We start from the raw sequence: 25,387 nt of genomic DNA on the forward strand, positions 1-25,387 counted from the left end.
AAGTGTTATTTTGAGTGGTAATAGGTTAATGGTTACTAAATTTCTTTTTAAGAAACTCGCTTCTCTTATGAGAAGCGAGTTTCTTCTGGGCGACGGGTAAGTACTTCAACGCCATCGGCCGTAACAAGAAGAGTATGTTCATACTGAGCAGACAAGCGGCCATCTTTTGTCTTGGCGATCCAGTTATCTGGGCCTGTGTGTTTAACTTGTTTTTTACCTGCATTGATCATCGGTTCGATAGTCAGTGTCATGCCTTCTTCTAGCATAACGCCAGTACCAGCTTTTCCGTAGTGAGCTACTTGTGGTTCGCCATGGAAGGTCGTTCCCACTCCATGGCCGCAGTATTCTTCTACGACTGTGTAGTGGTGTTTATGTGCATGTGCTGAAATGGCAGCACCGATATCTCCAAGGCGTGTGCCAGGTTTTACCATATCAATTGCAAGGTAGAGACACTCTTGGGTGACTTTTGCTAAGCGTTCAGCATGTGGTAAGGCAGGGCCAGCAAAAAACATTTTACTCGTATCGCCGTAGTAGCCATCCTTGATGATAGTAATATCTATGTTCACTGCATCGCCCTTTTTAAGGGCTTTGTCATTTGGAATGCCGTGGCAAATAACGTCATTTACTGAAGTGCAGCAGGATTTCGGGAAGCCGTGATAATTTAGTGGGGCTGGAATAGCGCCTTGGACTTCGACAATATAGTTGTGTGCGATGATGTCCAGTTGGTCTGTGGTGACGCCAGGAACGACAAACTCTTCTAGCATTACTAACACGTCTGCAGCTAATTTGCCGGCAGTGCGCATGCCTTCTATGTCGCTAATATCAGTGAAGCGTGTTGATGCTGGGCGTGGTGTCCAGCTAGGTGCATCAATTCGACCGTTTTTGGTTAGCTCTTCAACTTTTTGTAGGATTTCGTTGCTCATAATTTACGTGTCTTAAATAGGTTTATGTCTATGTCGATAATATCGTTGCGGGACATTCTACATGACTTGAGCAGCAGAATCGCCTCTCTAATTGAAAAAAACGTGCCTCGGTTGGCGTGTAAAAAATACGTTCAAGTCTTTTGGTTTTTGCTCTAATGTGGTATAAAACGCCGGCTTGTTAGGCTTGCGCCTAAAATAAGCGAATTTACTTAAATCAACGATCTTGCCGCTATTGAAGAAAATGTCTTGGGTGTCTTAGGTTGCCTTAAACCTTGTTTGACTGACGTTTTTAGCTGGTAAGCATAAATAACCCAAATATAAAGGATAGTAAAATGCCTACAGTTTCTATGCGCGACCTATTATTGGTTGGTTCACACTTCGGTCACCAAACTCGTTACTGGAACCCAAAAATGAAGCCTTTCATTTTCGGTGCTCGTAACAAGATTCATATCATTAACCTTGAGCACACTGTTCCAGCTCTTAACAACGCTTTAGAGCTTGTTAAAAAAATGGCTGAGAACAAAAACAAGGTTTTGTTTGTTGGTACTAAGCGTGCTGCATCTAAAACGATTAAAGAGCAAGCTGCTCGCTCTGGTATGCCATACGTTAACCACCGTTGGTTAGGTGGTATGTTGACTAACTACAAAACAATTCGTGCATCTATCAAGCGTCTTCGTGAGCTTGAAACTCAAATGTCCGATGGTACTTTCGATAAGCTGACTAAAAAAGAAGCTTTGATGCGTACTCGTGAGCTTGAAAAACTTGAGCTTTCTATGGGTGGTATCAAGGATATGGGCGGCCTTCCTGATGTATTGTTCGTAGTTGACGTTGATCATGAGCGTATTGCAATTAAAGAAGCAAACAAATTAGGTATTCCTGTTATTGGTATCGTTGATACTAACAGTAATCCAGATGGTGTTGATTACATCATTCCAGCTAACGACGATGCGATCCGCGCGGTTCAATTGTATGTTGGTGCATTTGCAGATGCAGTTCTTGAAGGTCGTAATGCGACTGCTGGTACTGCTGATGAATTCGTTGAAGTAAGCGAAGCGACTGAAGCGTAAGCAAACTTTCTAGTTTGTTCTAGTTTCTAAAGGGAGGTTTCTTACCTCCTTTTTTAAATTTGAATTGGTATTAAGAGGATTTAACATGGCCGCAGTATCTGCAGCATTGGTAAAAGAGCTACGTGAACGTACTGGCCTAGGCATGATGGAGTGTAAGAAAGCACTTGTCGCTGCTAACGCTGATATCGAAGTGGCTATCGAAGAACTACGTAAATCAAGTGGCATGAAGGCAGCTAAAAAAGCTGGCCGTACTGCAGCTGAAGGTACCATCATTATGCGTGTAGCTGATGATGCATCTTACGGCGTCTTGGTTGAAGTTAACTCTGAAACTGACTTCGCTTCTCGTGACGAAGGTTTCCTAGCTTTCGCTAATAAAGTAGCTGACGTTGTTTTTGCAACGAAAGAAACAGATATGGCAAAAGTTGTTTCAGGCGAAATGCTTGAAGCTCGTGAAGCTTTGGTTCAAAAAATCGGTGAAAACATTACGCCTCGTCGTGCTGTTGTCATTGAAGGTGGCTTGGTAGGTGGTTACTTACACGGTAATGGCCAAATTGCTGTATTGACTCAATTGGAAGGCGGTTCTGAAGAATTGGCTAAAGATGTTTCTATGCACGTTGCCGCTGTTGCTCCACGCGTTGTTCGTGGTGAAGATATGCCTGCTGAAGTTCTAGCAAAAGAAGAAGAAATTGTTCGTGCGCAGCCAGACATGGCTGGTAAACCAGCAGAAATCGTTGATAAAATGATTGTTGGTCGTATGAAGAAGTTCTTGGCTGAAAACAGCTTGACTGAACAGCCTTTTGTTAAAAACCCAGAAATTAAAGTTGGTCAGCTAGTTAAAGACGCTGGCGCAACTGTGACTTCTTTCATTCGCCTTGAAGTAGGTGAGGGTATTGAAGTTGCTGAAGTGGATTTTGCAGCAGAAGTAGCAGCACAACTTAGAGGTTAATTCTTAGTTGTAATGTCTTGTAAAAAAAGGGGCAGCTTGACTGCCCCTTTTTATGAGAGATGAGTGCGATGAGTGTCGGGTATATTGACCTCATTTATTCAAGAAATGAAATCATTGCCGGAGGTTGATATGCCAAAAGAAAAGAGTCCAAAATACAAAAGAATTTTGCTTAAGCTGAGCGGCGAAGCCTTGATGGGTGATGAGTCCTTTGGTATCGATCCTAAGGTGTTGAATCGTATCGCCCTAGAGATCGGGCAGTTACGCGGTATTGGTGTTGAAGTTGGTATTGTTATTGGTGGTGGTAACTTATTTCGCGGTCAGGCGTTAAGTCAGGCTGGTATGGATCGTGTTACTGGTGACCATATGGGGATGCTAGCAACAGTAATGAACGCATTGGCAATGCGTGATGCGTTAGAGCGTGCAAATATTGCTACTCGTGTGATGTCAGCTATTACTATGACAGGTATTGTTGAGCCTTATGATAGACGTCGTGCCATGCGCCTAATGAAAGAAGGCGATGTGCTCATTTTCTCTGCTGGTACGGGTAATCCTTTCTTTACGACAGACTCTGCTGCATGTTTGCGCGGTATTGAGATTGATGCAGATGTAGTATTGAAAGCGACTAAAGTAGACGGTGTTTACTCTGCAGATCCAATGAAAGATCCTACGGCAGTGAAATATGATACATTGGGCTACGATGAAGTTCTTGAAAAACAATTAGGTGTCATGGACTTAACTGCAATATGTTTGACCCGTGATCACAGTATGCCAATACGTGTATTTAATATGAATAAGCCGGGAGCCTTGGTAAATATCATGGTTGGTGGCAGTGAAGGTACACTGATTAAGTGAGGAAGTTATGATTAACGAAATTCTTAAAGACGCAGAAGACCGTATGAGTAAAGCGGTTGCTTCTGTTGAATCTGCGTTTAAAAAAATCCGTACAGGTCGTGCGCACCCTAGTATTTTAGATTCAGTAAAAGTGAATTATTACGGTTCTGAAACGCCGTTAAGTCAAGTGGCTAACATCACTGTCGAGGATGCGCGTACCTTGGGTGTTTCTCCTTGGGAAAATAACTTGGTTCCTGAAATTGAAAAAGCCATTATGAAATCTGATCTTGGCTTGAATCCAGCTACTAACGGTAATTTAATTCGCATTCCTATGCCTGCTTTAACTGAGGAAACTCGTAAGAACTACTTTAAGCAAGCAAAAAATGAAGCTGAAAATGGCCGTATTGCTATCCGTAATATTCGTCGTGATGCAAACGGTAGTCTTAAAGACCTAGTGAAAGAAAAAGAAATTTCTGAAGACGATGATCGTCGTGGACAGGATCAAGTACAAAAAGTAACGGACAAGTATGTCGCCCAGATAGAAGAGCGTCTTGCTGCTAAAGAAAAAGACTTGATGGAAATTTAATGAGAAAGGCGAGCCTTGGCTCGCTTTTTTTATTGACTAGGGTACTGCTATGTCTGAATTGGATGGCGCTGATTTTGATTCAGCCGTCGGTCCAGCTCATATTGCTATCATAATGGATGGTAATAATCGCTGGGCAAAGAAAAAACACCTTCCGAGTATTGCTGGTCATACGGCTGGGGCAGCTGCTGTGCGTCGTGTGGTTGAAGCTGCAGCTAAGTCCGGTGTTAAGGTGTTGACGCTGTTTGCTTTCTCTAGTGAAAACTGGAAACGTCCGAAGTTAGAAGTTGATGGCTTGATGACGTTGTTTATGAGGTCTTTGAAAAAAGAACTTAAACGATTAAATGAGCATAAGATCAGGCTTAGGGTGGTAGGGGATCTTTCTGGTTTCAGTGGTGGATTGCAAAAGCAAATCAAAAGTGTTGAAGACGCAACGAAAAACAATGAACAGATGACCTTGGTTATTGCTGCGAATTATGGCGGTCGTTGGGATATTGCTCAAGCGGCAAAAGCTGTAGCGAAGCGCGTTGCATTAGGTGAGCTTTCTGTTGAGGATATTGATGAGGTGTTGTTGGGCAAGCATATGGAATTAGCCGATTTGCCTCCACCTGACCTTTTAATTCGAACCTCAGGAGAAGAGCGTATTAGTAACTTTTTGCTTTGGCAAACAGCCTATTCTGAGTTTGTCTTTCTTCCGGTGCTATGGCCGGATTTTGATCAACAGCATTTTGATGAGGCTGTTCAAACTTATCAAAAGCGTCAACGTCGTTATGGTGGTCGATAACCATGTTACTCCCTCGAGTTCTCAGTGCCATCGTTATGGCTGTGTTGTTTGTTTGTGCCGTGTTTGTATTAGATGCCCCTAACTTTGTTTTTGCTATGGCCGCTGTTGTTTGTTTAGCGGGCTGGGAGTGGGCGCGTTTATCTGGGGTAAGTAATCAAGCTGGTCGTATTTTATTTGCTGCTTTTATCGGTGCTGTTTGCTTTGTTGTATTGAATTGTAATTTACAGCAAACATCACTTTATATAAGTCCTTTATTATGGGGTTTAGCTTTGTATTGGGTGATACGTTATCCAACACAACTAATTTGGCAGCACATTTTTAGTCGTTTGTTGTTTGGTGTTTTTGTGTTGCTTACAACTTGGTCGGCCCTAGTGGTATTAAAACAGTCAGACAATTTCGTTGTGTGGGTGTTGCTTCTTATGGGATTGATCTGGGGGGCTGATTCAGGTGCTTATTTTGCTGGTCGAGCTTTTGGTAAGAGAAAACTTGCGCGTTTTGTGAGTCCTGGTAAGTCGTGGGAAGGTGTTGTCGGTGGTTTGCTGCTAACTCAAGTTGGAGTGATTATTTTTGCTTTTTTAAGCGATTTCACTTTTTTAAACTGGTGTGTGTTAGCTGTTATCGCGTTAATGACATCGTCAGTGTCTGTATTAGGCGATTTGACAGAAAGTTTATTTAAGCGTCATGAAGAACTGAAGGACTCTAGTCATCTTATTCCTGGTCACGGTGGTGTTATGGATCGTGTTGATAGTTTGACAGCTGCTGCTCCTATTTATGTTTTATTGCTAAGTTTGGCTGGATGGCTTTGATGCAGGGTATTTGCTTGTTAGGTGCGACTGGTTCTATTGGTCAAAGCACGTTAGATATTATTGCTCAGCACCCTGATAAATTTGTTTTGATTAATGCATCAGCTAATGAAAGCGTAGATAAAATGGCGGATATATGTCGTCGTTTTAAGCCCCAGCGTGTAGTGATGGGGTCGCAAAGGGCGCGCGATGAATTGGCTCAGAAGTGTCATGATTTAGCTATTTCGTTTGAATGGGGCGAAGAGGCCTTAGATAGTATTGCTTCTGACTCCGCAGTTGATCAGGTTATGGCTGCAATTATGGGATTTGCTGGTCTTAAGCCTACTTTGGCTGGTATACGTGCTGGCAAAAAAATATTGTTAGCAAACAAAGAGTCCTTGGTTACTGCTGGTAAGCTTTTTATGGACGAAGTAGCTCGCCATGATGTCATGCTTTTGCCAATTGATAGCGAGCATAATGCGATTTACCAAAGTTTGCCGCAAACCGCTCGTGGTGCACATAAGCAGGATGTATCGAAAGTGATTTTGACGGCCTCTGGTGGTCCGTTTAGAAGTTGGTCTTTGGGTGAAATGGCTACGGTGACACCAGAGCAAGCTTGTAAGCATCCTAATTGGTCTATGGGGCAGAAAATATCCATTGATTCTGCTTCTTTGATGAATAAAGGTTTGGAGTTGATTGAAGCCTGTTGGTTGTTTGATATTACACCTAATCAAGTGGATGTGGTGGTGCACCCAGAAAGCATTATCCACTCAATGGTCTCTTATTTAGATGGTTCTGTGATTGCCCAAATGGGGAATCCAGATATGAAAATTCCCATAGCTTATGGAATGAGTTGGCCAAATCGTATCGAAACAAATGTCCCTCCTTTGAGTTTGATTGATATTGCCCGTTTGAACTTTGAAGCACCTGATTTAAATCGCTTTCCAAATCTAAGGTTGGCCGCTGATGCTTGGTTTATGGGAGGAACTGCAATGGCAGTATTAAATGCGACCAATGAGATCGCAGTCGCTGCTTTTTTAAAGCGTGAAATTGGCTTTTTAGATATTGCTCGACTGAATGAGAAAGTCTTGATGGCTGCAGATATTGTTGCTGTGAATGATCTTGATGATGTTTTTGAGGCCGATCGATACTCTCGTCACTTGGCTCTCGATATGATTTCTCGTGGTAGCTTGTCATGATGTTAAATATTCTTTCTATTGTTGTTGCCTTAGGCTTATTAATTACTTTTCATGAGTTTGGGCATTTTTTCGTCGCTCGTCGTTGTGGTGTTAAAGTATTGCGTTTTTCTGTTGGTTTTGGAAAACCGATATATCGTTATGTTGGTAAAACGGGAACGGAATATACTCTGGCGCTTATACCGCTTGGCGGTTATGTGCGAATGCTGGATGAACGAGAAGGAAATGTTCCAGCGGAATTGAAAAAGCAAGCGTTTAATACAAAAAATGTTTGGCAGAGAATTGCTATTGTTGCCGCTGGACCTGTTGCTAATTTTATTTTAGCCATCGTTATTTACGCAGTTGTCGCTTTACTAGGTGTGCAAACTATTGCACCAAAAGTCGGTAAAATTGATCAAAATACCCCAATTGCTCAAACTCAGATTCAAGCCGGAGATGAGCTTATTTCCCTTGATGGTGAGTCTGTTGCTTCTTGGGAAGATGTAAATTTAGTGCTAGCAAGCTTGATTGGTAAAACAGGAACCATTATCGTTCGCTATCAACCAGAGGGGCTAAGTTCTTTACAGGAAGATACTGTACAGCTTAATCGATGGTTAGTTGGTGATGAACCAAGTAATTTGATTAGAGCATTTGGTTTGTCTCCATGGCAGCCTGAAGTGCTTCCAATTATTGCTCAGGTTGTTGAGGGCGGCGCTGCGTCTGTAGCTGGTTTCCAATCAGGCGATAAGATTTTAGAGATAAACAATCGGCCTGTATCTAACTGGCAACAAGTTGTTGGGCTGGTGCAAGCAAATCCTAATAAGATGTTGTCGGTTAAGATTCAGCGCTCACAAGATTTTTTGGAATTATTATTATTGCCTAAATCTACTGAGCAAAATGGCAAAAAGATAGGGTATGCTGGGTTGGCAGTAGTTCCGCCCAAATGGGATGAAGGTCTTATTAGGGAGCGTTACTATGGTCCGCTTGAGGCGCTCTCTTATGGTGTTGCACAAACATCTAAGATGGTATCTTTAACCGTTTCTTCTATCGGAAAAATGTTACAGGGATTGATATCGGTCGATAATTTATCGGGGCCGATTACGATTGCAAAAGTAGCGAGTGCGTCTGCAGATTCAGGTTTGCAATCTTTTTTGAAGTTTATGGCTTACCTCAGTGTTAGTTTGGGTGTGCTTAATTTGTTGCCTATTCCAATGTTAGATGGTGGGCATTTGTTATTTTTTGGCATTGAAGCTATTCGTCGGAAGCCAGTTTCTGAGAAAATTCAGAGCATGGCATATCGAGTTGGCGCTTCTCTTTTATTTGCTCTAATGGCTGTCGCCATTTTTAATGATATTGCCCGCTTGTAGAGAGGTATATGTGAAAGTCGTTTCAGCAGTATTTTTGGCTTTAATAAGCGTGCAAAGTTTTGCAAAAACCGTAGAGGATGTTCGGATTGATGGTTTAGTACAAATGCCATCATCTAGGGCATTTGATGTGATAGGCTTTGATAAGAACGAGTCTTATGATTCTGATAAGGTCTATCAAGCGATTAATTCTCTTTTTAACACGGGTTACTTTAGTGACATTGATGTTTATGAGGAAAATAATGTTTTGGTCTTTGAAGTTGCCGAGCGTCCTTCGATTGGTAATTTAACTATTGAAGGTAATGAACTAATTAAAACAGAAGATTTGGAGCGAGGCTTAAAGCTATCTGGGTTAGAAATTGGTGAAATATACAAGCCAGAGACGTTAAACCAAATAGTTCAAGAGCTTCAGCGTCAGTATTATGCTTTGGGGCGATATAGTGCCAAGGTGGATATTGCAGTAAAGGACATGCCTCGTAATCGTACTGGGATTGTTATTAAAATCGACGAAGGTGATACTGCCAAAATCGTTCATATTAATATTGTTGGTAACAAAGATTTTGATGAAGAGACGTTGACAAAGGATTTTGAATCAAAAGAGACTGGCTCTTGGAATCCGTTTAGTTCTGCTGATGAGTATGCCAAAGGTAAAATAGAGGGCGATATCAATACACTCAAAAGCTTTTATTTAGATAACGGCTATTTGGATTTTAATGTTGTCTCTAGTCAGGTCAGTTTGTCCGCTGATAAACGTGATGTTTATATCGTAATCAATGTTGAAGAAGGTAAGCCTTATAATATTAATAACGTTACCTTAAGTGGTAGTTTGCCTATTGCAGAAGATCGAGTCTGGAAACAAATTTCTCAGAAAAAAGGTGATGTTTTCTCTCGTAGTGAAGTGACAAAAATTATCGAAGGTATCTCAACTGAGTTGGGTGATGATGGTTATTTGTTCACGAACGTAAATGTGATTCCTGAGAAGCTAGATGATCACACTGTAAATCTTAGCTATCAAATAGCACCAGGTCCTAAAGTGTATGTTCGACGAATTACTTTTAGTGGCAATAGTGAAACACAAGATGAAGTATTGCGTCGTGAAATGACACAATTCGAAGGGGCTTTGGCAACTCACTCTAAAATTCAATCATCTAAACGTCGTATTGAGCGACTTGGTTTCTTTGGTAGTGTTGATTTACGCACGAGACCTGTTGCGGGAACTTCAGATCAAGTAGATCTTGATGTTGTAGTTCAAGAGCAGGCTTCTGGTAGCATTCAAGCTAGTATAGGTTACTCGCAAGAAGATGGTACCGTACTAGGCTTTGGAATTTCCAAGCGTAATTTCATGGGCTCTGGTAATAAACTTTCTTTTAATGCTAGTCGTACTAATCAAAAACAAGATTACTCTATTTCTTATGATAATCCTTACTTTACCGTTGATGGTGTGAGTCGAGGTTTTCAAATTTTCTATAAAACCAGTGACCATGCTGCAGATGATGTAGAAAATTACGATTTGGATGAAATCGGTGCAGGTGTAAGTTATGGTTATCCAATTTCAGATACTCAGCGCTTATCATTCGGTGTGACAGTAAAAGAAAGTACAGTAAAGTTAGGTTATGACCCATCTAATGAGACAAAAGATTATGTTAATAGCCAAGGTGATAACTATGATGACGTTATTGCTAGTTTAACCTGGAGTGATAGTGACTTGGTTGGTGGTGTACTGCCAACTGATGGGTATGCGACAAAAGCAACATTAGAAGTGGCTTTACCTGTCGGCGATCAGCAATATGTAAAAGTTGGCTTGAACTCTCAACGATACTGGAATTTGAATGGCTCTGATTTATGGCTGTTTCGATTAAAGGGGCGTTTAGGTTATGGTATGGGATATGGAGATACAGACAACCTACCTTTCTTTGAAAACTATTTTGCGGGTGGTTCTTATTCAGTCCGAGGATATGGTTCTTCATCTTTGGGGCCTAAAAACTCCTATGGTGCTGGTTCAACCAATAGTAGATCGGCATTAGGTGGTAATATTCTGATGACAGGTACAGCGGAGCTTATTTTTCCATTACCTATGGTAGAAGACCATAAGTCCGTTAGAACGGCTTTATTTTTGGATGGTGGTAACGTTTTTACCGACACTTGTCTTGCAGGTAATTCTGAATGTAATGAAGGCATTGACCCTGCTGAGCTGCGCTATAGTGTTGGTTTAAGTTGGACATGGATTACTCCAATTGCTCCTTTGTCATTTAACTTTGCACGTCCTTTAAATTCAAAAAGTGGCGATAAAACAGACTTTTTCCAATTTCAATTGGGAACCACTTTTTAATTTAGAAAGTATTATTTAATAGGATTTGAAAATGAAAAAACTCATAATTGCAATTTTCACTCTATGCTTCATTAATAGCGTACAAGCAACTGAAGTCGCTGTTGTTGATTTTAGATCGGCACTTTTACAAAGCAATATAGGTCAAGAAGCTGCTAAGGAGCCAAAGCAAAAAGTGGCTGAAATGGATGCCCGTTTAAAAAAAGAGCAGGAAAAACTCGAAGCATCAGCAAAAGATTTGAAACGTGATGAATTAACGCTGTCCGAAGATGAGTTTAAAAAGCGCCGTCAACAATTGGCTGAGCATCAGAATCAAGTGCGAGCAATGGCTGCAAATATGCAGCAGCAGGCCAAGGCGTTAGAGCAACAACTAATACAATCTTTGACACCTAAGGGGGAGGCTGCTCTGAAGTCTTTGATTGAAGAGCGTAAGCTGGAATTGGTACTTAATAGACAGTTAAGTCTGTATGCGAACGCAGATGCAGATATTACAGATGAGCTAGTAAAACGTATTAATAAGGATAATTAATCTATGAGTTATACGCTAGGGCAATTAGCAGCCAAGGTGCAGGGTGTGGTAAAAGGTGATGCTGATCTAGTTATAGATAAATTAGGATCGCTTGAAAATGCGACCTCAAAAGAATTGAGCTTTCTGGCTAATTCTAAGTATCAAAGTTTACTTGGAACAACATCAGCAGGAGCTGTCCTTGTAAAGACAGATGAATTGGCTCAATTGGTAGATAATGCCATTGTTGTTTCAAACCCTTATTTGGCATTTGCTCAGATATCACATCTTTTTGTACCTACAACACATTCTTGGTCAGGTATTCACCAAAGTGCTGTAGTGTCACCTAAAGCAACGATAGCAGAAAATGTCGTGGTGGGTCCTAATGCCGTTATTGATGATGATGTCTTGATTGCTGAGGACTGTGTTATTGGTGCAGGCAGTGTTCTTAGTCGGGGTGTTAAGATTAGTAAAGGTTCTCGCATATATTCTAATGTTACTCTTTATCACGATGTAGAGGTTGGTGAGGCGTGCATTATCCATAGCGGTACTGTGATTGGGGCTGATGGATTCGGCTTTGCACCGAATGACGGTTTTTGGGAAAAAATAGATCAATTAGGCTCTGTTATTATTGGAAATAATGTTGAAATAGGGGCGAATTCAACAATTGATCGTGGCGCTATAGAAAATACACAAATAGGCAACGGTGTTAAGATAGATAATCAAGTTCAAATTGCTCATAACGTCGTAATTGGCGATAATACTGCCATCGCAGGATGCGTTGGGATTGCTGGGAGTGTGAAAATAGGTGCTTCCTGTACTATATCAGGTGGGGCGGGAATTGCAGGTCATCTTTCGATAGTTGATCACACCCATATTACAGGAATGACTATGATTACCAAATCCATTGATGAAGCTGGGTCATACTCTTCAGGGATGGGGATGGAGCCTACAGGTAAATGGCGTAGAACAGCAGCTCGAATTAGAAGAATTGATGAAATGGCAAAACAGATCTCATCACTGGGACAACAAATTAAAAAGCTTTCAGACAAAGGTTGAAGTTTAATGATGGACGTAAATGAAATTCGTCAGTATTTACCTCATAGGTATCCGTTTTTACTAGTAGATCGTATTGTTGAGATAAATCTGAACGATTCCATTATTGCCTATAAGAATGTGACGATTAATGAGCCTTTTTTCAATGGCCACTTTCCTAACCATCCAGTAATGCCGGGGGTTTTGATTATCGAGGCTATGGCTCAGGCAGCAGGTGTATTGGGCTTCAAGTCAATGGATAAAAAACCTGAAGATGGTTCTATCTATTATTTTGTCGGTGCTGATAATGCGCGTTTTAAACGACCAGTTGTACCTGGTGATCGTTTGCAGTTGGAAGCAAAAATTATTGCTGAAAAACGAGGTATTTGGAAGTTCGAATGTAGAGCTACAGTTGACGGTCAGTTAGCTTGCTCTGCAACTATTATGTGTGCAGACAGGAAAATATAGTGGCGATACATCCAACTACTTTGATCGATTCGAAAGCAGAGATTGACTCCAGTGTGGAAATTGGTCCTTTTTGTGTGATCGGACCGAATGTAAAAATTGGTGCTGGTAGTATTATTAAATCCCATGTTGTGATTAATGGTCATACAACTATTGGGTCTAATAATGAAATTTATCAGTTTGCTTCTGTTGGAGAAGCGAACCAAGACAAAAAGTATAAGGGTGAACCAACGCAGCTTGTGATTGGTGACAGTAATGTTATTCGTGAAAATGCTACGATTCATCGCGGTACGGTTCAGGATAACGGCATAACTATTATCGGAAACCATAATTTATTTATGGCGAGTACGCATGTTGGTCATGACTGTATAGTTGGTGATAATAATATTATGGCAAACTTTGCAGCTTTAGCAGGCCATGTGAAAGTTGGTAATAATGTTATTCTTGGTGGCTACACAGGGATTCATCAATTCTGTCAGGTTAACTCATATAGTATGTGTGGTATGGGGTCTATGGTTTCTAAAGATGTGCCTAGGTACGTTATGGTTTCCGGTAGCCCTGCCAAAGCTCATGGTATGAATTTTGAAGGTATGCGTCGTCGTGGTGTCCCAGCCGATATTATCCGAGCACTACGTACAGCCTACAAAACGGTATATCTGAAAGGTTTAGCATTAGAAGCGGCTTTACAGGAACTTGAGCAAGGGGATTTATTTCATATCCCTGAGGTGACAGAGTACGTATTATCCATTCGGCAGTCAAAACGTGGAATTGTCCGATAGGCACCATGTTTTAAAAGAAAACCCCGGACTATTTCGGGGTTTTTTATTATTAGAGGTTGTATAAATGCAAGTAACGTCTGCGACACGCTATGTGTTGGTAGCTGGTGAAGCTTCGGGTGATATTCTGGGCGCAAATTTGATTGCTCACCTAAAGATGTTACAACCCGAAGCGATTTTTGAAGGGATTGGTGGTCCATTAATGGAGGCGCAAGGTTTCAAGAGTGTTGTGCCAATGGACCGATTGTCTGTTATGGGCTTGGTTGAAGTTTTAGGACGGCTCAGAGAGCTTTTGGGTATTCGTAAGCGCCTATATCAGTCTTGCTTAAATAATCCCCCTACTGCTTTTATTGGTATCGATTCACCTGATTTTAATATGCCGCTTGCAAAAAAGTTAAAACAAGCAGGCATACCGACAGTTCACTATGTTAGTCCGTCAGTTTGGGCATGGCGTCAAAAGCGGATTTTTAATATTAAAAAATCCATCGACCTTATGTTGGCACTTTTTCCGTTTGAATTGCCTATTTATCATGAGCACAATATCCCGGTAGTTTGTGTTGGGCATACGTTAGCGGATGATATACCTCTTGAAAGTGATGTCACTATTGCCAGAGAAAAGCTTAATCTGGGGCCTATTAATGGTCCGGTTTTTGGTATTTTACCAGGCTCTCGCGAAGGTGAAGTGTCTCGTTTGGCACCGCTTTTTATTGAAACTATTAAGCTGATTAAGCAGAAAGAGCCATCTGCTATCTTTTTGATTCCTGCATCCAATAAAGAGCGTAGGAATCAAATAGAAGTAATATTGCATGAAGCCAATGCCGAAGCGATATTGATTGATGGGCAGTCTCGTACTGTCATGGCAGCTTCTGATGCTATTTTATTAGCCTCTGGCACCGCCGCATTGGAAGCTATGCTAGTAAAACGACCAATGGTTGTATCTTATCGGGTAAATAAACTCACTTTCGCCATTATGTCTAGAATGGTTAAAGTTCCTTATGTTTCTTTACCTAATTTGTTGGCTAATGAAGCGTTAGTACCTGAGCTTCTTCAGGATGATGCGACACCAGATAATTTGGCGACACGATTGTTACAAACTTGGCGGTCTTTTATGACCGACAAAACCATTCAGGCTAAGTATCTAAATTTGCATACTATGTTGCGCAAAAATGCCGGTGCTCAGGCAGCCCAAGCTATTGTTAGTATGCTTGAAGGAAAAGGTAAATAATGGAACCATTTGTTAGTCGGATATATTTTGGAGATTTGCTGGCCGGGACTGATGAGGCTGGAAGAGGGCCGCTAGCGGGTGAAGTTGTTGCTGCAGCAGTGATTTTAGATCCGGCACAACCCATTGCTGGATTGGCAGATTCCAAAAAATTAAGTGAAAAAAAACGCGAAGCTTTATTTGTTGAAATCCAAGAAAAAGCTTTAGCTTATGGTATTGCTAGAGCAACAATAGAAGAAATTGACGAGTTAAATATTCTTCATGCCAGTATGTTGGCAATGTCCCGTGCCGTTGCTTTACTTTCTATAGAGCCTGAACATGTGTTGGTTGACGGTAATCGTATTCCGCCTAATTTACCTTGTTCTGCAGAAGCTGTGGTTAAAGGCGATGCTCGACATGCCGCTATTTCTGCTGCCTCTATTTTGGCGAAAGTCACACGTGATAGAGATATTGTTCAAGTCGCACAGATTTATCCTGAATACGGTTTTGAAAAACATAAAGGTTATCCTACTGCCCTGCATCTAGAAGCGATTCGTTTGCATGGGATCACACCGATTCATAGACGCAGTTTTGGTCCAGTTAAGAAGATTTTAGAGGGATAATATTTTGTCCACATCATTTATACATCTACGAGTCCATACTGAGTTTTCTTTGGTAGATGGCTTGGTAAAAATCAAAGGCTTGCTTGGCACTACCGAGTTTATGTCTATGCCAGCCGTTGCTATTACGGACGAAAATAACCTATGTGGTTTTGTACGCTTTTACAAAGGCGCTATGGAAAAAGGTATTAAGCCTATTTGTGGTGCGGATGTTGTCGTTGCCGAAGACGATGATGTGGATTCTCGTTACCGCTTTACCTTATTAGCCATGTCGAATAAGGGCTATAAAAACATAATTGCCATCATTTCGAAGGGTTACCAGCTAGGTCAGGTAGAAGGTCGTCCTATCATTCAGCGAGAGTGGATAGAAACGCATAGTGAGGATGTCATCGCTTTATCTGGCGCAGGTTTTGGTGATATCGGTTACCTACTGCAAAAAGGTCGACACGAGCAAGCTAAAAATCGATTAGCGCATTGGATGTCAATATTTCCCAATCGCTTTTATGTCGAGTTGCAACGAACCAGCCGACCCGGAGAAGAAAGCTATATTCATGCCGTAGTACCTTTGGCTGGCGAGCTAGATTGTCCTGTTGTGGCAACCAATGATGTACGTTTTCTAAAGCGTGAGAACTTTGAAGCCCACGAGGCGCGAGTTTGTATTCATGATGGTGTGACTTTAGATGACCCGCGTCGCAAGCGTCGTTATTCCGAAGAGCAATACTTTAAAACGCCTGAAGAAATGGCGGAGCTTTTTCAAGATATACCTGAAGCTTTAGAAAATACCGTAGAGATTGCTAAGCGTTGTAGTGTTGATGTTCTGTTGGGTGAGTACTTTTTGCCTGACTATCCAGTGCCTGAAGGCATGACGATGGAGGAGTTCTTTAGCAAGCTATCATATGATGGTTTGATAGAGCGTTTTAATTTTCTCACCAAAAAATATGGCGAACGTATCGAAAAGCGCCGTCAGGAATATTGGGATCGTTTGGATTTTGAATTAACTATTATTAACCAAATGGGTTTTCCTGGTTATTTCTTGATCGTAATGGACTTTATTCAATGGGCAAAAGATAACGATATTCCAGTTGGTCCGGGGCGTGGTTCCGGTGCTGGTTCTTTGGTCGCTTATGCTCTAAAAATCACTGATCTTGATCCTCTTGAATACGATTTACTTTTCGAGCGATTTTTGAATCCAGAGCGGGTATCCATGCCCGACTTTGATATTGATTTCTGTATGGATAACCGTGATCGAGTAATCGATTATGTGTCGCGTACCTATGGACGTGATGCTGTATCTCAGATCATCACTTTCGGTGCAATGGCAGCAAAAGCTGTGGTTCGAGATGTGGCTAGGGTGCAAGGTAAGCCTTATAGTCTGGGGGATAAGCTATCTAAGTTGATACCTTTTGAAATCGGTATGACGCTTAAAAAAGCCTTGGAAGAAGAACCAGCATTACCGGAATTTTTAGCGGGCGATGAAGACGCAGCCGAAGTTATGGAAATGGCGATATCTTTAGAAGGCGTGGTACGTAACTTTGGTAAGCACGCTGGTGGTGTTGTAATCGCGCCAACCAAATTGATCGACTTCGCGCCATTGTATTGTGAAGAAGATGGCTCTGGTCTGGTTACCCAATACGATAAAAACGATGTTGAAGAAGCTGGTTTGGTTAAATTCGACTTCTTAGGCTTGAAAACGCTGACGGTTGTAGATTGGGCCGTTAAAAACATTGATGCCATAAATGAGTTGGAAGGTAAGCCCCCGCTCGATATTTCTTTGATTGATCTTGAAGATAGATCAACTTATGACTTGTTGAAACGAGCCGAAACCACCGCGGTATTCCAGCTGGAGTCACGTGGTATGAAAGAGTTGATTAAAAAGCTTTTGCCTTCGCGCTTTGAGGATATTATCGCCTTGGTGGCTTTATATCGTCCAGGGCCATTGGGTTCAGGCATGGTGGATGACTTTATTAACCGTAAGCACGGTCGCGCAGAACTGGCTTTCCCTCACCCTGATTATCAGCATCAAGATTTGATTCCAGTATTGGAACCAACTTACGGCATCATCTTGTATCAAGAGCAAGTAATGCAGATTGCTCAGGTGTTGGCTAAATTTTCACTCGGTGGTGCCGACTTGTTACGTCGTGCCATGGGTAAAAAGAAGCCTGAGGTTATGGCTGAGCAGCGTTTGATCTTTATGGAAGGCGCGCTTAAAAACAATATTGATAAAGACTTATCAGGCAACATATTTGATTTGATGGAAAAGTTTGCGGGATACGGTTTTAACAAATCCCACTCCGCAGCTTATGCTCTTGTTTCTTATCAAACTGCTTGGTTGAAGAATCATTACCCAGCGCCTTTCATGGCTGCTGTATTGTCTGCTGATATGCAGAATACGGATAAGATCGTTATCTTCATTGAAGAGTGCCGTTCAATGAAGTTAGCGTTAGAGTTACCTAACGTCAATGAGTCAGTTTTCAAATTTACTGTTAATCCAAAGGGCGCCATAGTCTATGGGCTTGGGGCGATTAAAGGGGTGGGTGAAGGTCCGATTGAAGCCATTGTAGAAGCTCGCAAAGAAGGTCCTTTCGAGCATATTTTTGATTTTTGCCAACGAGTTGGACGTAAAGTTAACAAACGTGTTATGGAGGCTTTGGTTCGTTCCGGAGCGTTTGACACTATAGGCCCGAATCGTGCTACGTTATTTGCTTGTATTGATGAGGCATTGAAACGAGCGGTTCAAGATGCGAAAAACCAAGATGCCGGCATGATGGATTTGTTTGGTATCACGGTAGAAGAGAACACAGAGGACGCGTATCGAGAGATTGGAATTCAACATGAATGGCCACCGCGTCAGCGCCTTGACGGCGAAAAAGATACGCTTGGCTTGTATGTGACAGGTCATCCAATAGATGAATATGAAAAAGAGATTCGTCGCTTTGTTCGTTCAAAAATTGTGGATTTACAACCAAAACGTGGTGATACGCAGGTCATGGCGGGTTTGATCGTTGACTTACGTATTACCAAGAGTAAAAAAGGTGGTAACATCGCCTTTGTCACACTAGATGACCGTTCTGCTCGAATTGAGGTGACGGTATTTCCTGATAACTATGACACTTTTAAAGACGTTATTGTCAAAGATGAAGTGGTAATAGTTGAGGGTGAAATTACTGTTGATGAATTTCGTGGCGGACAAAAAGTTATAGCAAGAAATATTCTTGATATTGCTCAAGCTCGGATTCGTTATGTAGAAGCGTTGCGAATTACGTGGACGTCAGAGACAGTAACACCAACAGAAATACAGACACTGGCAAACTATATGGAATCCTATCGCGGCGATGGCTGCGATGTGGTAATAGGTTTTGATACACCGCAAGCATGTGGTGATATCCGTTTAGGATCAGGTTGGAAGGTTCGTCCGGATGACGAATTAATTCACCAACTTCAGAAACAATACGGTAAACAAAATGTTCAGTTAGTGTATACTTAGACTCATTTAAATAGTTTTTGCAATGGAGTGCAGCGTAGAAATACGCTTAATAGAGCTATAGAGCAAACGGCTAGCCGCCTTTTGTCCTTGTATTTGATGGCAACCAAACAGTAGTGTAATTAAACCATGAATTTAGATTATCTCCCATTTGAGCAGCCGATTGCTGAGCTCGAACAGAAAATTGAAGAGTTGCGTTTAGTCGGTAACGATAATGAACTCAACATAAGCGATGAAATCAGTCGTCTTGAAGATAAAAAAATAGCGTTAACCAAGAGTCTATTTAGTAATTTAGGGGCATGGGAAGTTTCTCAATTAGCGCGTCACCCAAAGCGCCCATATACTCTTGATTATATTAAGCACGTTTTTACTGATTTTGAAGAAATGCATGGCGACCGTCATTATGCTGATGATCGTGCCATTGTAGGCGGTATTGCTCGATTAGACGGACGTCCAGTCATGGTTATTGGTCATCAAAAAGGCCGTGAAGTAAAAGAAAAAGTACTTCGTAACTTTGGAATGCCTCGTCCCGAAGGTTACCGTAAGGCGTTACGTCTTATGGAAACGGCAGAGCGTTTTAACATGCCTATTGTTACTCTAATTGACACACCTGGAGCATATCCTGGTATTGGTGCAGAAGAGCGCGGTCAAAGTGAAGCGATTGCCTTTAACTTGGCGGTTATGTCTCGTCTAAAAACACCAATTATTTCTACCGTAATTGGTGAAGGTGGTTCTGGTGGTGCGTTGGCTATCGGTGTTTGCGATGAACTAATGATGCTGCAATACGGCACATATTCTGTTATTTCACCTGAAGGTTGTGCATCTATTCTTTGGAAGAGTGCAGATCGTGCTTCTGATGCAGCGAAAGCCATGGGCATTACAGCTCAGCGTCTTCAAGAGCTAGGCTTTGTTGACACTATTATTCAAGAGCCCCTTGGTGGTGCACATATTTCTCATGAAGAAATGGCTCAGAGCTTGAAGAAAAATGTTCTTGCAGCACTGGATCGTATGGAAGCCTTGACGACAGAAGAGCTATTGGCTCGTCGTTACAACCGTTTAATGTCTTACGGCCTATAATTTTTAGTTTTCTTAAAAAGCCTCCTATATTTAGGGGGCTTTTTTGTTTTTAGCAACTTAGGTGCTTTGTTTTAAGAGTGCATGATGAAACCGTTAAAATTTAAACCATTAACTTCTTTAGTGCCGTTAAGATTCAACTCTGATTGGGTAGAGTCTATTTTCTCTAGCACTGAAAAAGTGTGGGTTGGTTTTAGTGGTGGAGTTGACTCGCATGTTTTACTGCATGCTTTAGTGAATCAAATTACCTTGGCGCAAAAACAAAAACTTTTAGTTCTTCATGTTCATCATGGCTTAAGTGCTAATGCCGATGATTGGCTTCTTCATTGTGAGACAATTTGCAATAACCTTGGCGTTACTTTTAAGGCAGAAAAAGTTCAATTAGAAAGCCAAGCTTCTATAGAAGATGCCGCTCGGAATGCACGTTATCAGGCCTTTCAAGCTAATATGGGGGAGGGTGATGTGATTTTGCTTGCCCATCATGCTGGCGACCAAGCTGAAACCCTGTTATTTCGCTTGTTGCGCGGAACGGGGGGTAAAGGGCTTTCTGGAATGCCAAATGAGAGGTGGCTTGCTAACGGCAAAGCTCGCCTAATTCGTCCTTTATTGTCCGTGTCAAAACAAGACATCGAAGGTTATGCGATCCAGCATAAACTTGACTGGATTCATGACGAGTCGAATTTTGACGAGCGCTTCACTAGAAATTTTCTTCGCCGCCGTATTGTACCGGCTTTGAAAGAGCGCTTTCCTCGAATGGAGCTGAATATGGTTTCTTCTGCGGACCGCATAGCTACTGATTACGCCATGCTTTCGCAATTTGCTCAGCAGCAGTTGTCCGTATGGTGTAACCCATTTGGTGGTTTGGAGTTATCTAATATTCTTGATAAACCTCTTAATGAGCGGCTTTTTTGGTGGCGTCATTTTTTACAAACTAAGAATGTTTCACTTACCCAGTCTCAGCTTGAAAGTGTTGAAGTCATGTTTTCAGGTGCAGAGGATAAGCAGCCAGAATTCGAATTTGCTAATGGGCGAATTATGCGACATCAAAATAGCGCGTATCTGCTTCCTCCAGATGACGTGGTTAAATTTGCTGTATTGGTAGATGACGTAACAATCTTTCGTTCTTTTGATTGTATTACAGTCAAAGGGAGTGATGCATGTGAGCTGAGAGCACGTCCTCTGGGCGAAAGCTTGATTATGTCGAATGGTAAAACCCGTAAATTGAAAAAATGGCTTAATGATGAAGCTATACCAAGCTGGTGGCGTGATCATCTTCCGTATATATATTTAGGTGATACATTGGTTGCAATTGGTAACCTTTGGCAGCATCCAGATTACTCCTTTCTTACTGTTAAGTGGCAACCAAGCTCAAAGCTTCCCTTGCTACGTAGCTGATATTGCAGGTGTAGCTTGTTGTTATTATTGTGTTTTTATTTGGCTGTTAGTTACACATTTAGTTTGTGTTCTTGAGATAAAATTCTATTCTTAATATATGATTCGTTTTTTGCATTCAAATTCATGCCTAATATTTGAACGACAGGGTTTTTATAATGCTTAATATGGTTGTTTTTGGTGGTTTGGAATTTAGCCCTCTGGTCGTTTATTTTCCGATTGCTTTTTTGTTGGCTGCCCTAACTCGTTATGTTCTACATCGTTTAGATTGGCATGATCGAATTTGGCGTGTAGCTTGGTTTGAAGTGTCGCTGTTTGTTTGTTACTTAGCATTAACCGTATATTTATTAGGTGGAAGATAAATCAATGGCAAAATATCTACGTATACTTTTAACTGTGCTCGTTGTTATTGCTGCGATTTTTGCTGGTCGCTGGGTGTGGAATGATTATATGCATTCTCCTTGGACTCGTGATGGTCGTATTCGAGCGGATATCGTCACTGTAGCGCCTGATGTATCTGGGTGGGTAAATGAGCTGAATATTACTAATGATCAAGCGGTTAAAAAGGGTGATCTATTATTTAGTGTTGATCAAAAGCGATATCAGGCAGCGCTAAATCAGAGCAAAGCAAATACGGAAAATGCCCTTTATTCATGGCAATTGGCAAAACATAAATACGAGCGCCGGACTGCATTGTTAAGTCAAAAAGCCATCAGTGCAGAAGATTTAGAGGCGTCACGCATCAGCACAGAAATCGCCAAAGCAAATTATGATTTGGCGGTCGCTCAACAGGAAGCGGCACAGCTTAATTTTGATCGTACCAAAGTGTATGCACCGGTGTCTGGTCATATTATTAATTTAAATTTACGTCAGGGTAATTATGTTGGGCAAGGTTCGCCAGTTTTTGCCATTGTGCAGTCGGATTCTTTTTACGTGACAGCTTACTTCGAAGAAACCAAAATCCCACTCATCCATTTAAACCAACAAGCTAAAATCACCTTGTTAAGTGGTGGCAAGCCACTTACTGGTCAGGTGGTGAGTATTGGTAAAGCTATAGCAAATACCAATACTCAGAGTAATGGGCAGCTTTTGCCGCAGGTTCAGCAAACCTTTAATTGGGTGCGCTTATCACAGCGAATTCCGGTGGATATCAAGCTAGATTCGTTAAATGCTGAAAGGCAACTAAGTGCTGGGATGACGGCTACTATTCATCTTACTCAGTAGTAGGGAGAGTCGTTTTGGGATTAGTGCTTAGAAATCTGTTTTTGCCAGAAAAACAGGCGGTTATTTTTGCGCTCAAAGGCGTTATTGCAATGGCGATGGCGCTGACGATTGCTCTCTCTTTGAATCTCGATCGGCCTTATTGGGCGTTGGTTTCCGCTGTCTTTTTGCAAATGCGTCCTGAAAGTGGTTTAGTCGTTGAAAAAGCCATTTGCCAAATTGTCGGCACTATTATAGGCGGCTTATTTGGCATTTTATTATTAACTCAGTTGATGCCGTATCCCTATCTGGCTTTGGGTGTCTTGGCGTTATGGCTGGGTTTGAATTCCGCCTTATCCGCTCTGGTGCGACAAGCAAATTTCGTCTATGCATTTGCCATGGCGGCGGTCACTTCTGAAATCATTGTTTTGATGGTTATGGCAAGCCCAACTACTGCTGATAGCCAAGCAGTCTTCAGTATTGCTCAAGCTCGTGTGAGCGAGATTGTCATCGGCTCCATATGTGCTGGTGTAGTTAGTCATATGTTCTGGCCAGTTAAAGTCAAAGACAGTCTGCAAATGCAGGCCAGATCGGTGATTAATCAAACGTTGCAGTATCTTGTTACCGAGTTAGATCGGACGGGAACTCATGAAAACCGCCATAAGCAAATTGATGGCATTATGGCGACATTAGGTATGGTGAGTGAAGATTCTAGTGCTGCCAGTTATGAAGGTCCCAAAGGACCGGGACGAACGCGAGCTGCGAATCAATTGGCTCAGAAAGTGTTATCTTTGCTTGCTTTGGTGCAAATATTTGGCCGTTTGCAGCGTCGCCATGCTGAATTGATTACGCCTGCTTTGGCACAATTACTGGATCAACTCCGTGAGGCATTTGGACGTATTGCAGAGTCCCGCGATTTTGAGTATTGCTTGGATCAGGTAAAAGTATTGCGTCGAGATCTTGCTGAGTATCGGGCGAATAATCAGTCAGAGACGCCATTTGAGTTGCATATGTTGAATGTTGGGGCTGAGATTACGTCTGAGCTAACGGTTTTATTACGGGCTTATCGCGCCTTGGAAGAACGTGATAGTACCTTACTGAACGCGCCTAGCATGTTGACTTACCGAGACCCGTTAGCGGGCTTTATTGTAGGTTTGCGAACCTGTGTGGTGTTTTTAATAGGTGCCTGTATCTGGGTTGGAACTGGCTCAACTGCTGCCTTGATGATTATGATTTTGCCGGTCATTTTTTCGATTATGTTGGCTCGATTGCCATTGATGGTTCTAAAGGTTGTTCTAAAAAGGTTACTGATTGGTGTTGTTGTAGCGGTTCTTGTGGCGGTTTTTTACGCGCTTAATTTATTATCACAGAGCTCAGGGCAATTAGAGCTTCTATTACTTGTATTAGCCGCTCCATATTTCATTGGTTTATTGCTTCTATCGGACAGGCAAACTCTGCCTTATGGTTTGGGTTTTTGTATTCCTTTTTCCATTTTGGTTAGCCCAAGTAGGGACATGAGCCGAGCTTTTTCTATCGATTATACAATAAGTTCTGCCATGGCAATTTTTGCAGGCGTGTGTATTTTGTTTTGGGTGTTTCATTTAATTACGGGACCAAGTGTTCAGTTGCTAGTTCATCGTATTTTTAAAACGACCTATCAAGACTTATTGGAGATTAATCAGCACACCAGTCCAACAGCTTGGTATAACCGCCGTATGGCCGATAGATTGTTGCGCCTGACAAATTATGACCAAGGTTCTAAATCGCGTGCAATTACAGATTTAGCATTAACTGCTTTAAATCTTGGCCATGTTTCTATTCGGCTGCGTTCGATCTGTGAAAGCTTGGCAGGCAAGCAGCAGCTGAATTCACTGGAAGGTTGGCAAACTTCTTTGGCCAATGCTTTTTTATTGGCAAGTAAAGGTCGCTGTGATGATGGCTTTGAAAAAGCCTGTAAGTCTTTATATGACGAGCTGATTACTTTTGTAGGAGATTCTAATCAGGTTGAAGCCATTCAGGGGATGTTTCTTCGTATCAATATGTCGTTTGAAAGAAGTGCCGAGGCCATTGCTGCCCAGCGCTAGTCTATCTTTGTATTAAGAGTCTAGGTGTCGATTTAGACTCTTAATAACCAATTAGCGTGATCTTTGTAATTAGCAACCAAATCTGCGTTTAATCCATCACTTTGATTAATTCTTTCCATGGCTTGTTGATGACTGAAGTTCCATGCTTGCATATGGCGGTTTGCTAATCGTTCAATCGCGATTTTTACTGGAACATCCAAAAACCAGTGTTCGTCAAATAATGCTTTCGATTCTCGCCAGCCATCGTTTTGATGTAACAGATACAAACCTTCAATCAATACGACTTTAGTGGCTTTATTAATTGATACGTCGTTTTCTATTGGGTCGCCCAATGCATGGTCAAAACTTGGCCATAAAATATCTTCTAGTTGATAGCTTTGTTTAATTCTCTTAACTCGTTCGATAAAACCTGCACTATCAAATGTCCAAGGGGCACCACGTCTTGCGAAGGCTTCATCAGAGTTTGGTAAAGCATGAAGTTGAGCTTTGGATAGATGAAAGCCATCCATTGAAAGGCAAATCACTTGCGTGTTTTTTTGCTTTGAAAAATATTCAATCAAGTATGCCGCAAGAGTGCTCTTGCCTGAGCCAGGACCACCTGTTAAGCCAATAAGTGTTCGGCTCGATTTGGTCAGGCAAGCTTGGATTTTTTCTAGTGCGGCTTTTACATCTCTAGATTGCTCATAGCTACGATTGATATCAAGGGTGGTCATGGTGTTTCCTGTTCTTATTGTTTATCCGCATACTCTAGCATGAAGTAATTACAGGAATTT

General features: G+C 41.7%; 23 protein-coding genes. 21 read left to right on the forward strand and 2 right to left on the reverse strand.

Going from position 1 to position 25,387, the window contains the following annotated elements:
* Positions 1–65 precede the first annotated feature (65 nt).
* A complete protein-coding gene (gene map / locus B6N13_RS11725; RefSeq protein ID WP_012068985.1) occupies positions 66–923 on the reverse strand; it encodes a type I methionyl aminopeptidase in 858 nt (285 codons plus the stop codon).
* Positions 924–1,255: 332 nt separating this feature from the next.
* Here map and rpsB point away from each other — a divergent pair, with 332 nt between their 5' ends.
* From rpsB to B6N13_RS11830, 21 genes are all read left to right on the forward strand, one after another.
* Complete coding sequence (rpsB, locus tag B6N13_RS11730) at positions 1,256–1,990, forward strand: 30S ribosomal protein S2 (RefSeq protein WP_012068986.1); 735 nt, start codon at positions 1,256–1,258, stop codon at positions 1,988–1,990.
* An 85-nt stretch (positions 1,991–2,075) separates the two neighbouring features.
* Positions 2,076–2,936 (forward strand): translation elongation factor Ts, encoded by an 861-nt coding sequence (gene tsf, locus B6N13_RS11735; protein ID WP_012068987.1) that lies wholly within the window; start codon positions 2,076–2,078, stop codon positions 2,934–2,936.
* 129 nt (positions 2,937–3,065) lie between these two features.
* The gene (gene pyrH, locus B6N13_RS11740; protein WP_012068988.1) at positions 3,066–3,788 is read left to right on the forward strand and encodes a UMP kinase; all 723 of its coding nucleotides are present in this window, start codon (positions 3,066–3,068) and stop codon (positions 3,786–3,788) included.
* 7 nt (positions 3,789–3,795) lie between these two features.
* A complete protein-coding gene (gene frr, locus B6N13_RS11745) occupies positions 3,796–4,353 on the forward strand; it encodes a ribosome recycling factor (RefSeq protein ID WP_012068989.1) in 558 nt (185 codons plus the stop codon).
* A gap of 49 nt (positions 4,354–4,402) precedes the next feature.
* On the forward strand, positions 4,403–5,134 hold the full coding sequence (gene uppS, locus B6N13_RS11750) for a polyprenyl diphosphate synthase (RefSeq protein WP_012068990.1): 732 nt from the start codon (positions 4,403–4,405) through the stop codon (positions 5,132–5,134).
* A 2-nt stretch (positions 5,135–5,136) separates the two neighbouring features.
* The gene (locus B6N13_RS11755; RefSeq protein ID WP_012068991.1) at positions 5,137–5,940 is read left to right on the forward strand and encodes a phosphatidate cytidylyltransferase; all 804 of its coding nucleotides are present in this window, start codon (positions 5,137–5,139) and stop codon (positions 5,938–5,940) included.
* Positions 5,940–7,115 (forward strand): 1-deoxy-D-xylulose-5-phosphate reductoisomerase, encoded by a 1,176-nt coding sequence (gene ispC / locus B6N13_RS11760; RefSeq protein ID WP_048814243.1) that lies wholly within the window; start codon positions 5,940–5,942, stop codon positions 7,113–7,115. Before B6N13_RS11755 ends, ispC begins: the two co-directional genes overlap by 1 nt.
* Positions 7,112–8,458 carry an RIP metalloprotease RseP gene (gene rseP / locus B6N13_RS11765; protein ID WP_012068993.1) on the forward strand — a complete coding sequence of 449 codons (1,347 nt, stop codon included), beginning with the start codon at positions 7,112–7,114 and terminating at the stop codon, positions 8,456–8,458. The genes ispC and rseP overlap by 4 nt, the downstream gene beginning before the upstream one ends.
* A 10-nt stretch (positions 8,459–8,468) precedes the next feature.
* Complete coding sequence (bamA, locus tag B6N13_RS11770; RefSeq protein WP_157035942.1) at positions 8,469–10,784, forward strand: outer membrane protein assembly factor BamA; 2,316 nt, start codon at positions 8,469–8,471, stop codon at positions 10,782–10,784.
* A gap of 31 nt (positions 10,785–10,815) precedes the next feature.
* The gene (locus B6N13_RS11775; RefSeq protein WP_012068995.1) at positions 10,816–11,310 is read left to right on the forward strand and encodes an OmpH family outer membrane protein; all 495 of its coding nucleotides are present in this window, start codon (positions 10,816–10,818) and stop codon (positions 11,308–11,310) included.
* Between the two features lie 3 nt (positions 11,311–11,313).
* Positions 11,314–12,345 carry a UDP-3-O-(3-hydroxymyristoyl)glucosamine N-acyltransferase gene (lpxD, locus tag B6N13_RS11780; protein WP_169459448.1) on the forward strand — a complete coding sequence of 344 codons (1,032 nt, stop codon included), beginning with the start codon at positions 11,314–11,316 and terminating at the stop codon, positions 12,343–12,345.
* Between the two features lie 6 nt (positions 12,346–12,351).
* Complete coding sequence (gene fabZ, locus B6N13_RS11785; protein ID WP_012068997.1) at positions 12,352–12,789, forward strand: 3-hydroxyacyl-ACP dehydratase FabZ; 438 nt, start codon at positions 12,352–12,354, stop codon at positions 12,787–12,789.
* On the forward strand, positions 12,789–13,565 hold the full coding sequence (lpxA, locus tag B6N13_RS11790; RefSeq protein WP_012068998.1) for an acyl-ACP--UDP-N-acetylglucosamine O-acyltransferase: 777 nt from the start codon (positions 12,789–12,791) through the stop codon (positions 13,563–13,565). The genes fabZ and lpxA overlap by 1 nt, the downstream gene beginning before the upstream one ends.
* A 64-nt stretch (positions 13,566–13,629) precedes the next feature.
* Complete coding sequence (lpxB, locus tag B6N13_RS11795) at positions 13,630–14,787, forward strand: lipid-A-disaccharide synthase (protein WP_169459449.1); 1,158 nt, start codon at positions 13,630–13,632, stop codon at positions 14,785–14,787.
* On the forward strand, positions 14,787–15,386 hold the full coding sequence (rnhB, locus tag B6N13_RS11800) for a ribonuclease HII (RefSeq protein ID WP_169459450.1): 600 nt from the start codon (positions 14,787–14,789) through the stop codon (positions 15,384–15,386). Before lpxB ends, rnhB begins: the two co-directional genes overlap by 1 nt.
* A gap of 4 nt (positions 15,387–15,390) precedes the next feature.
* Positions 15,391–18,867: a DNA polymerase III subunit alpha gene (gene dnaE / locus B6N13_RS11805; RefSeq protein WP_169459451.1), complete on the forward strand. Its 3,477-nt coding sequence runs from the start codon at positions 15,391–15,393 to the stop codon at positions 18,865–18,867.
* A 126-nt stretch (positions 18,868–18,993) separates the two neighbouring features.
* Positions 18,994–19,941: an acetyl-CoA carboxylase carboxyl transferase subunit alpha gene (gene accA, locus B6N13_RS11810; protein ID WP_012069002.1), complete on the forward strand. Its 948-nt coding sequence runs from the start codon at positions 18,994–18,996 to the stop codon at positions 19,939–19,941.
* Positions 19,942–20,025: 84 nt separating this feature from the next.
* Positions 20,026–21,333: a tRNA lysidine(34) synthetase TilS gene (tilS, locus tag B6N13_RS11815; protein ID WP_248280309.1), complete on the forward strand. Its 1,308-nt coding sequence runs from the start codon at positions 20,026–20,028 to the stop codon at positions 21,331–21,333.
* A 155-nt stretch (positions 21,334–21,488) separates the two neighbouring features.
* A complete protein-coding gene (locus tag B6N13_RS11820; protein ID WP_169459453.1) occupies positions 21,489–21,692 on the forward strand; it encodes a DUF1656 domain-containing protein in 204 nt (67 codons plus the stop codon).
* A 4-nt stretch (positions 21,693–21,696) separates the two neighbouring features.
* Positions 21,697–22,554, forward strand: coding sequence for an HlyD family secretion protein (locus B6N13_RS11825; protein WP_012069005.1), 858 nt, complete (start codon positions 21,697–21,699; stop codon positions 22,552–22,554).
* A gap of 23 nt (positions 22,555–22,577) precedes the next feature.
* Positions 22,578–24,614, forward strand: coding sequence for an FUSC family protein (locus B6N13_RS11830; RefSeq protein ID WP_348981543.1), 2,037 nt, complete (start codon positions 22,578–22,580; stop codon positions 24,612–24,614).
* Between the two features lie 32 nt (positions 24,615–24,646).
* Here B6N13_RS11830 and B6N13_RS11835 read toward each other — a convergent pair whose 3' ends face one another.
* Entirely contained in the window at positions 24,647–25,327 is a 681-nt protein-coding gene (locus B6N13_RS11835) for a hypothetical protein (protein WP_169459454.1), read from the reverse strand.
* Positions 25,328–25,387: the final 60 nt, after the last annotated feature.

The organism is Marinomonas sp. UCMA 3892 (assembly GCF_012726345.1).
Taxonomy (GTDB): domain Bacteria; phylum Pseudomonadota; class Gammaproteobacteria; order Pseudomonadales; family Marinomonadaceae; genus Marinomonas.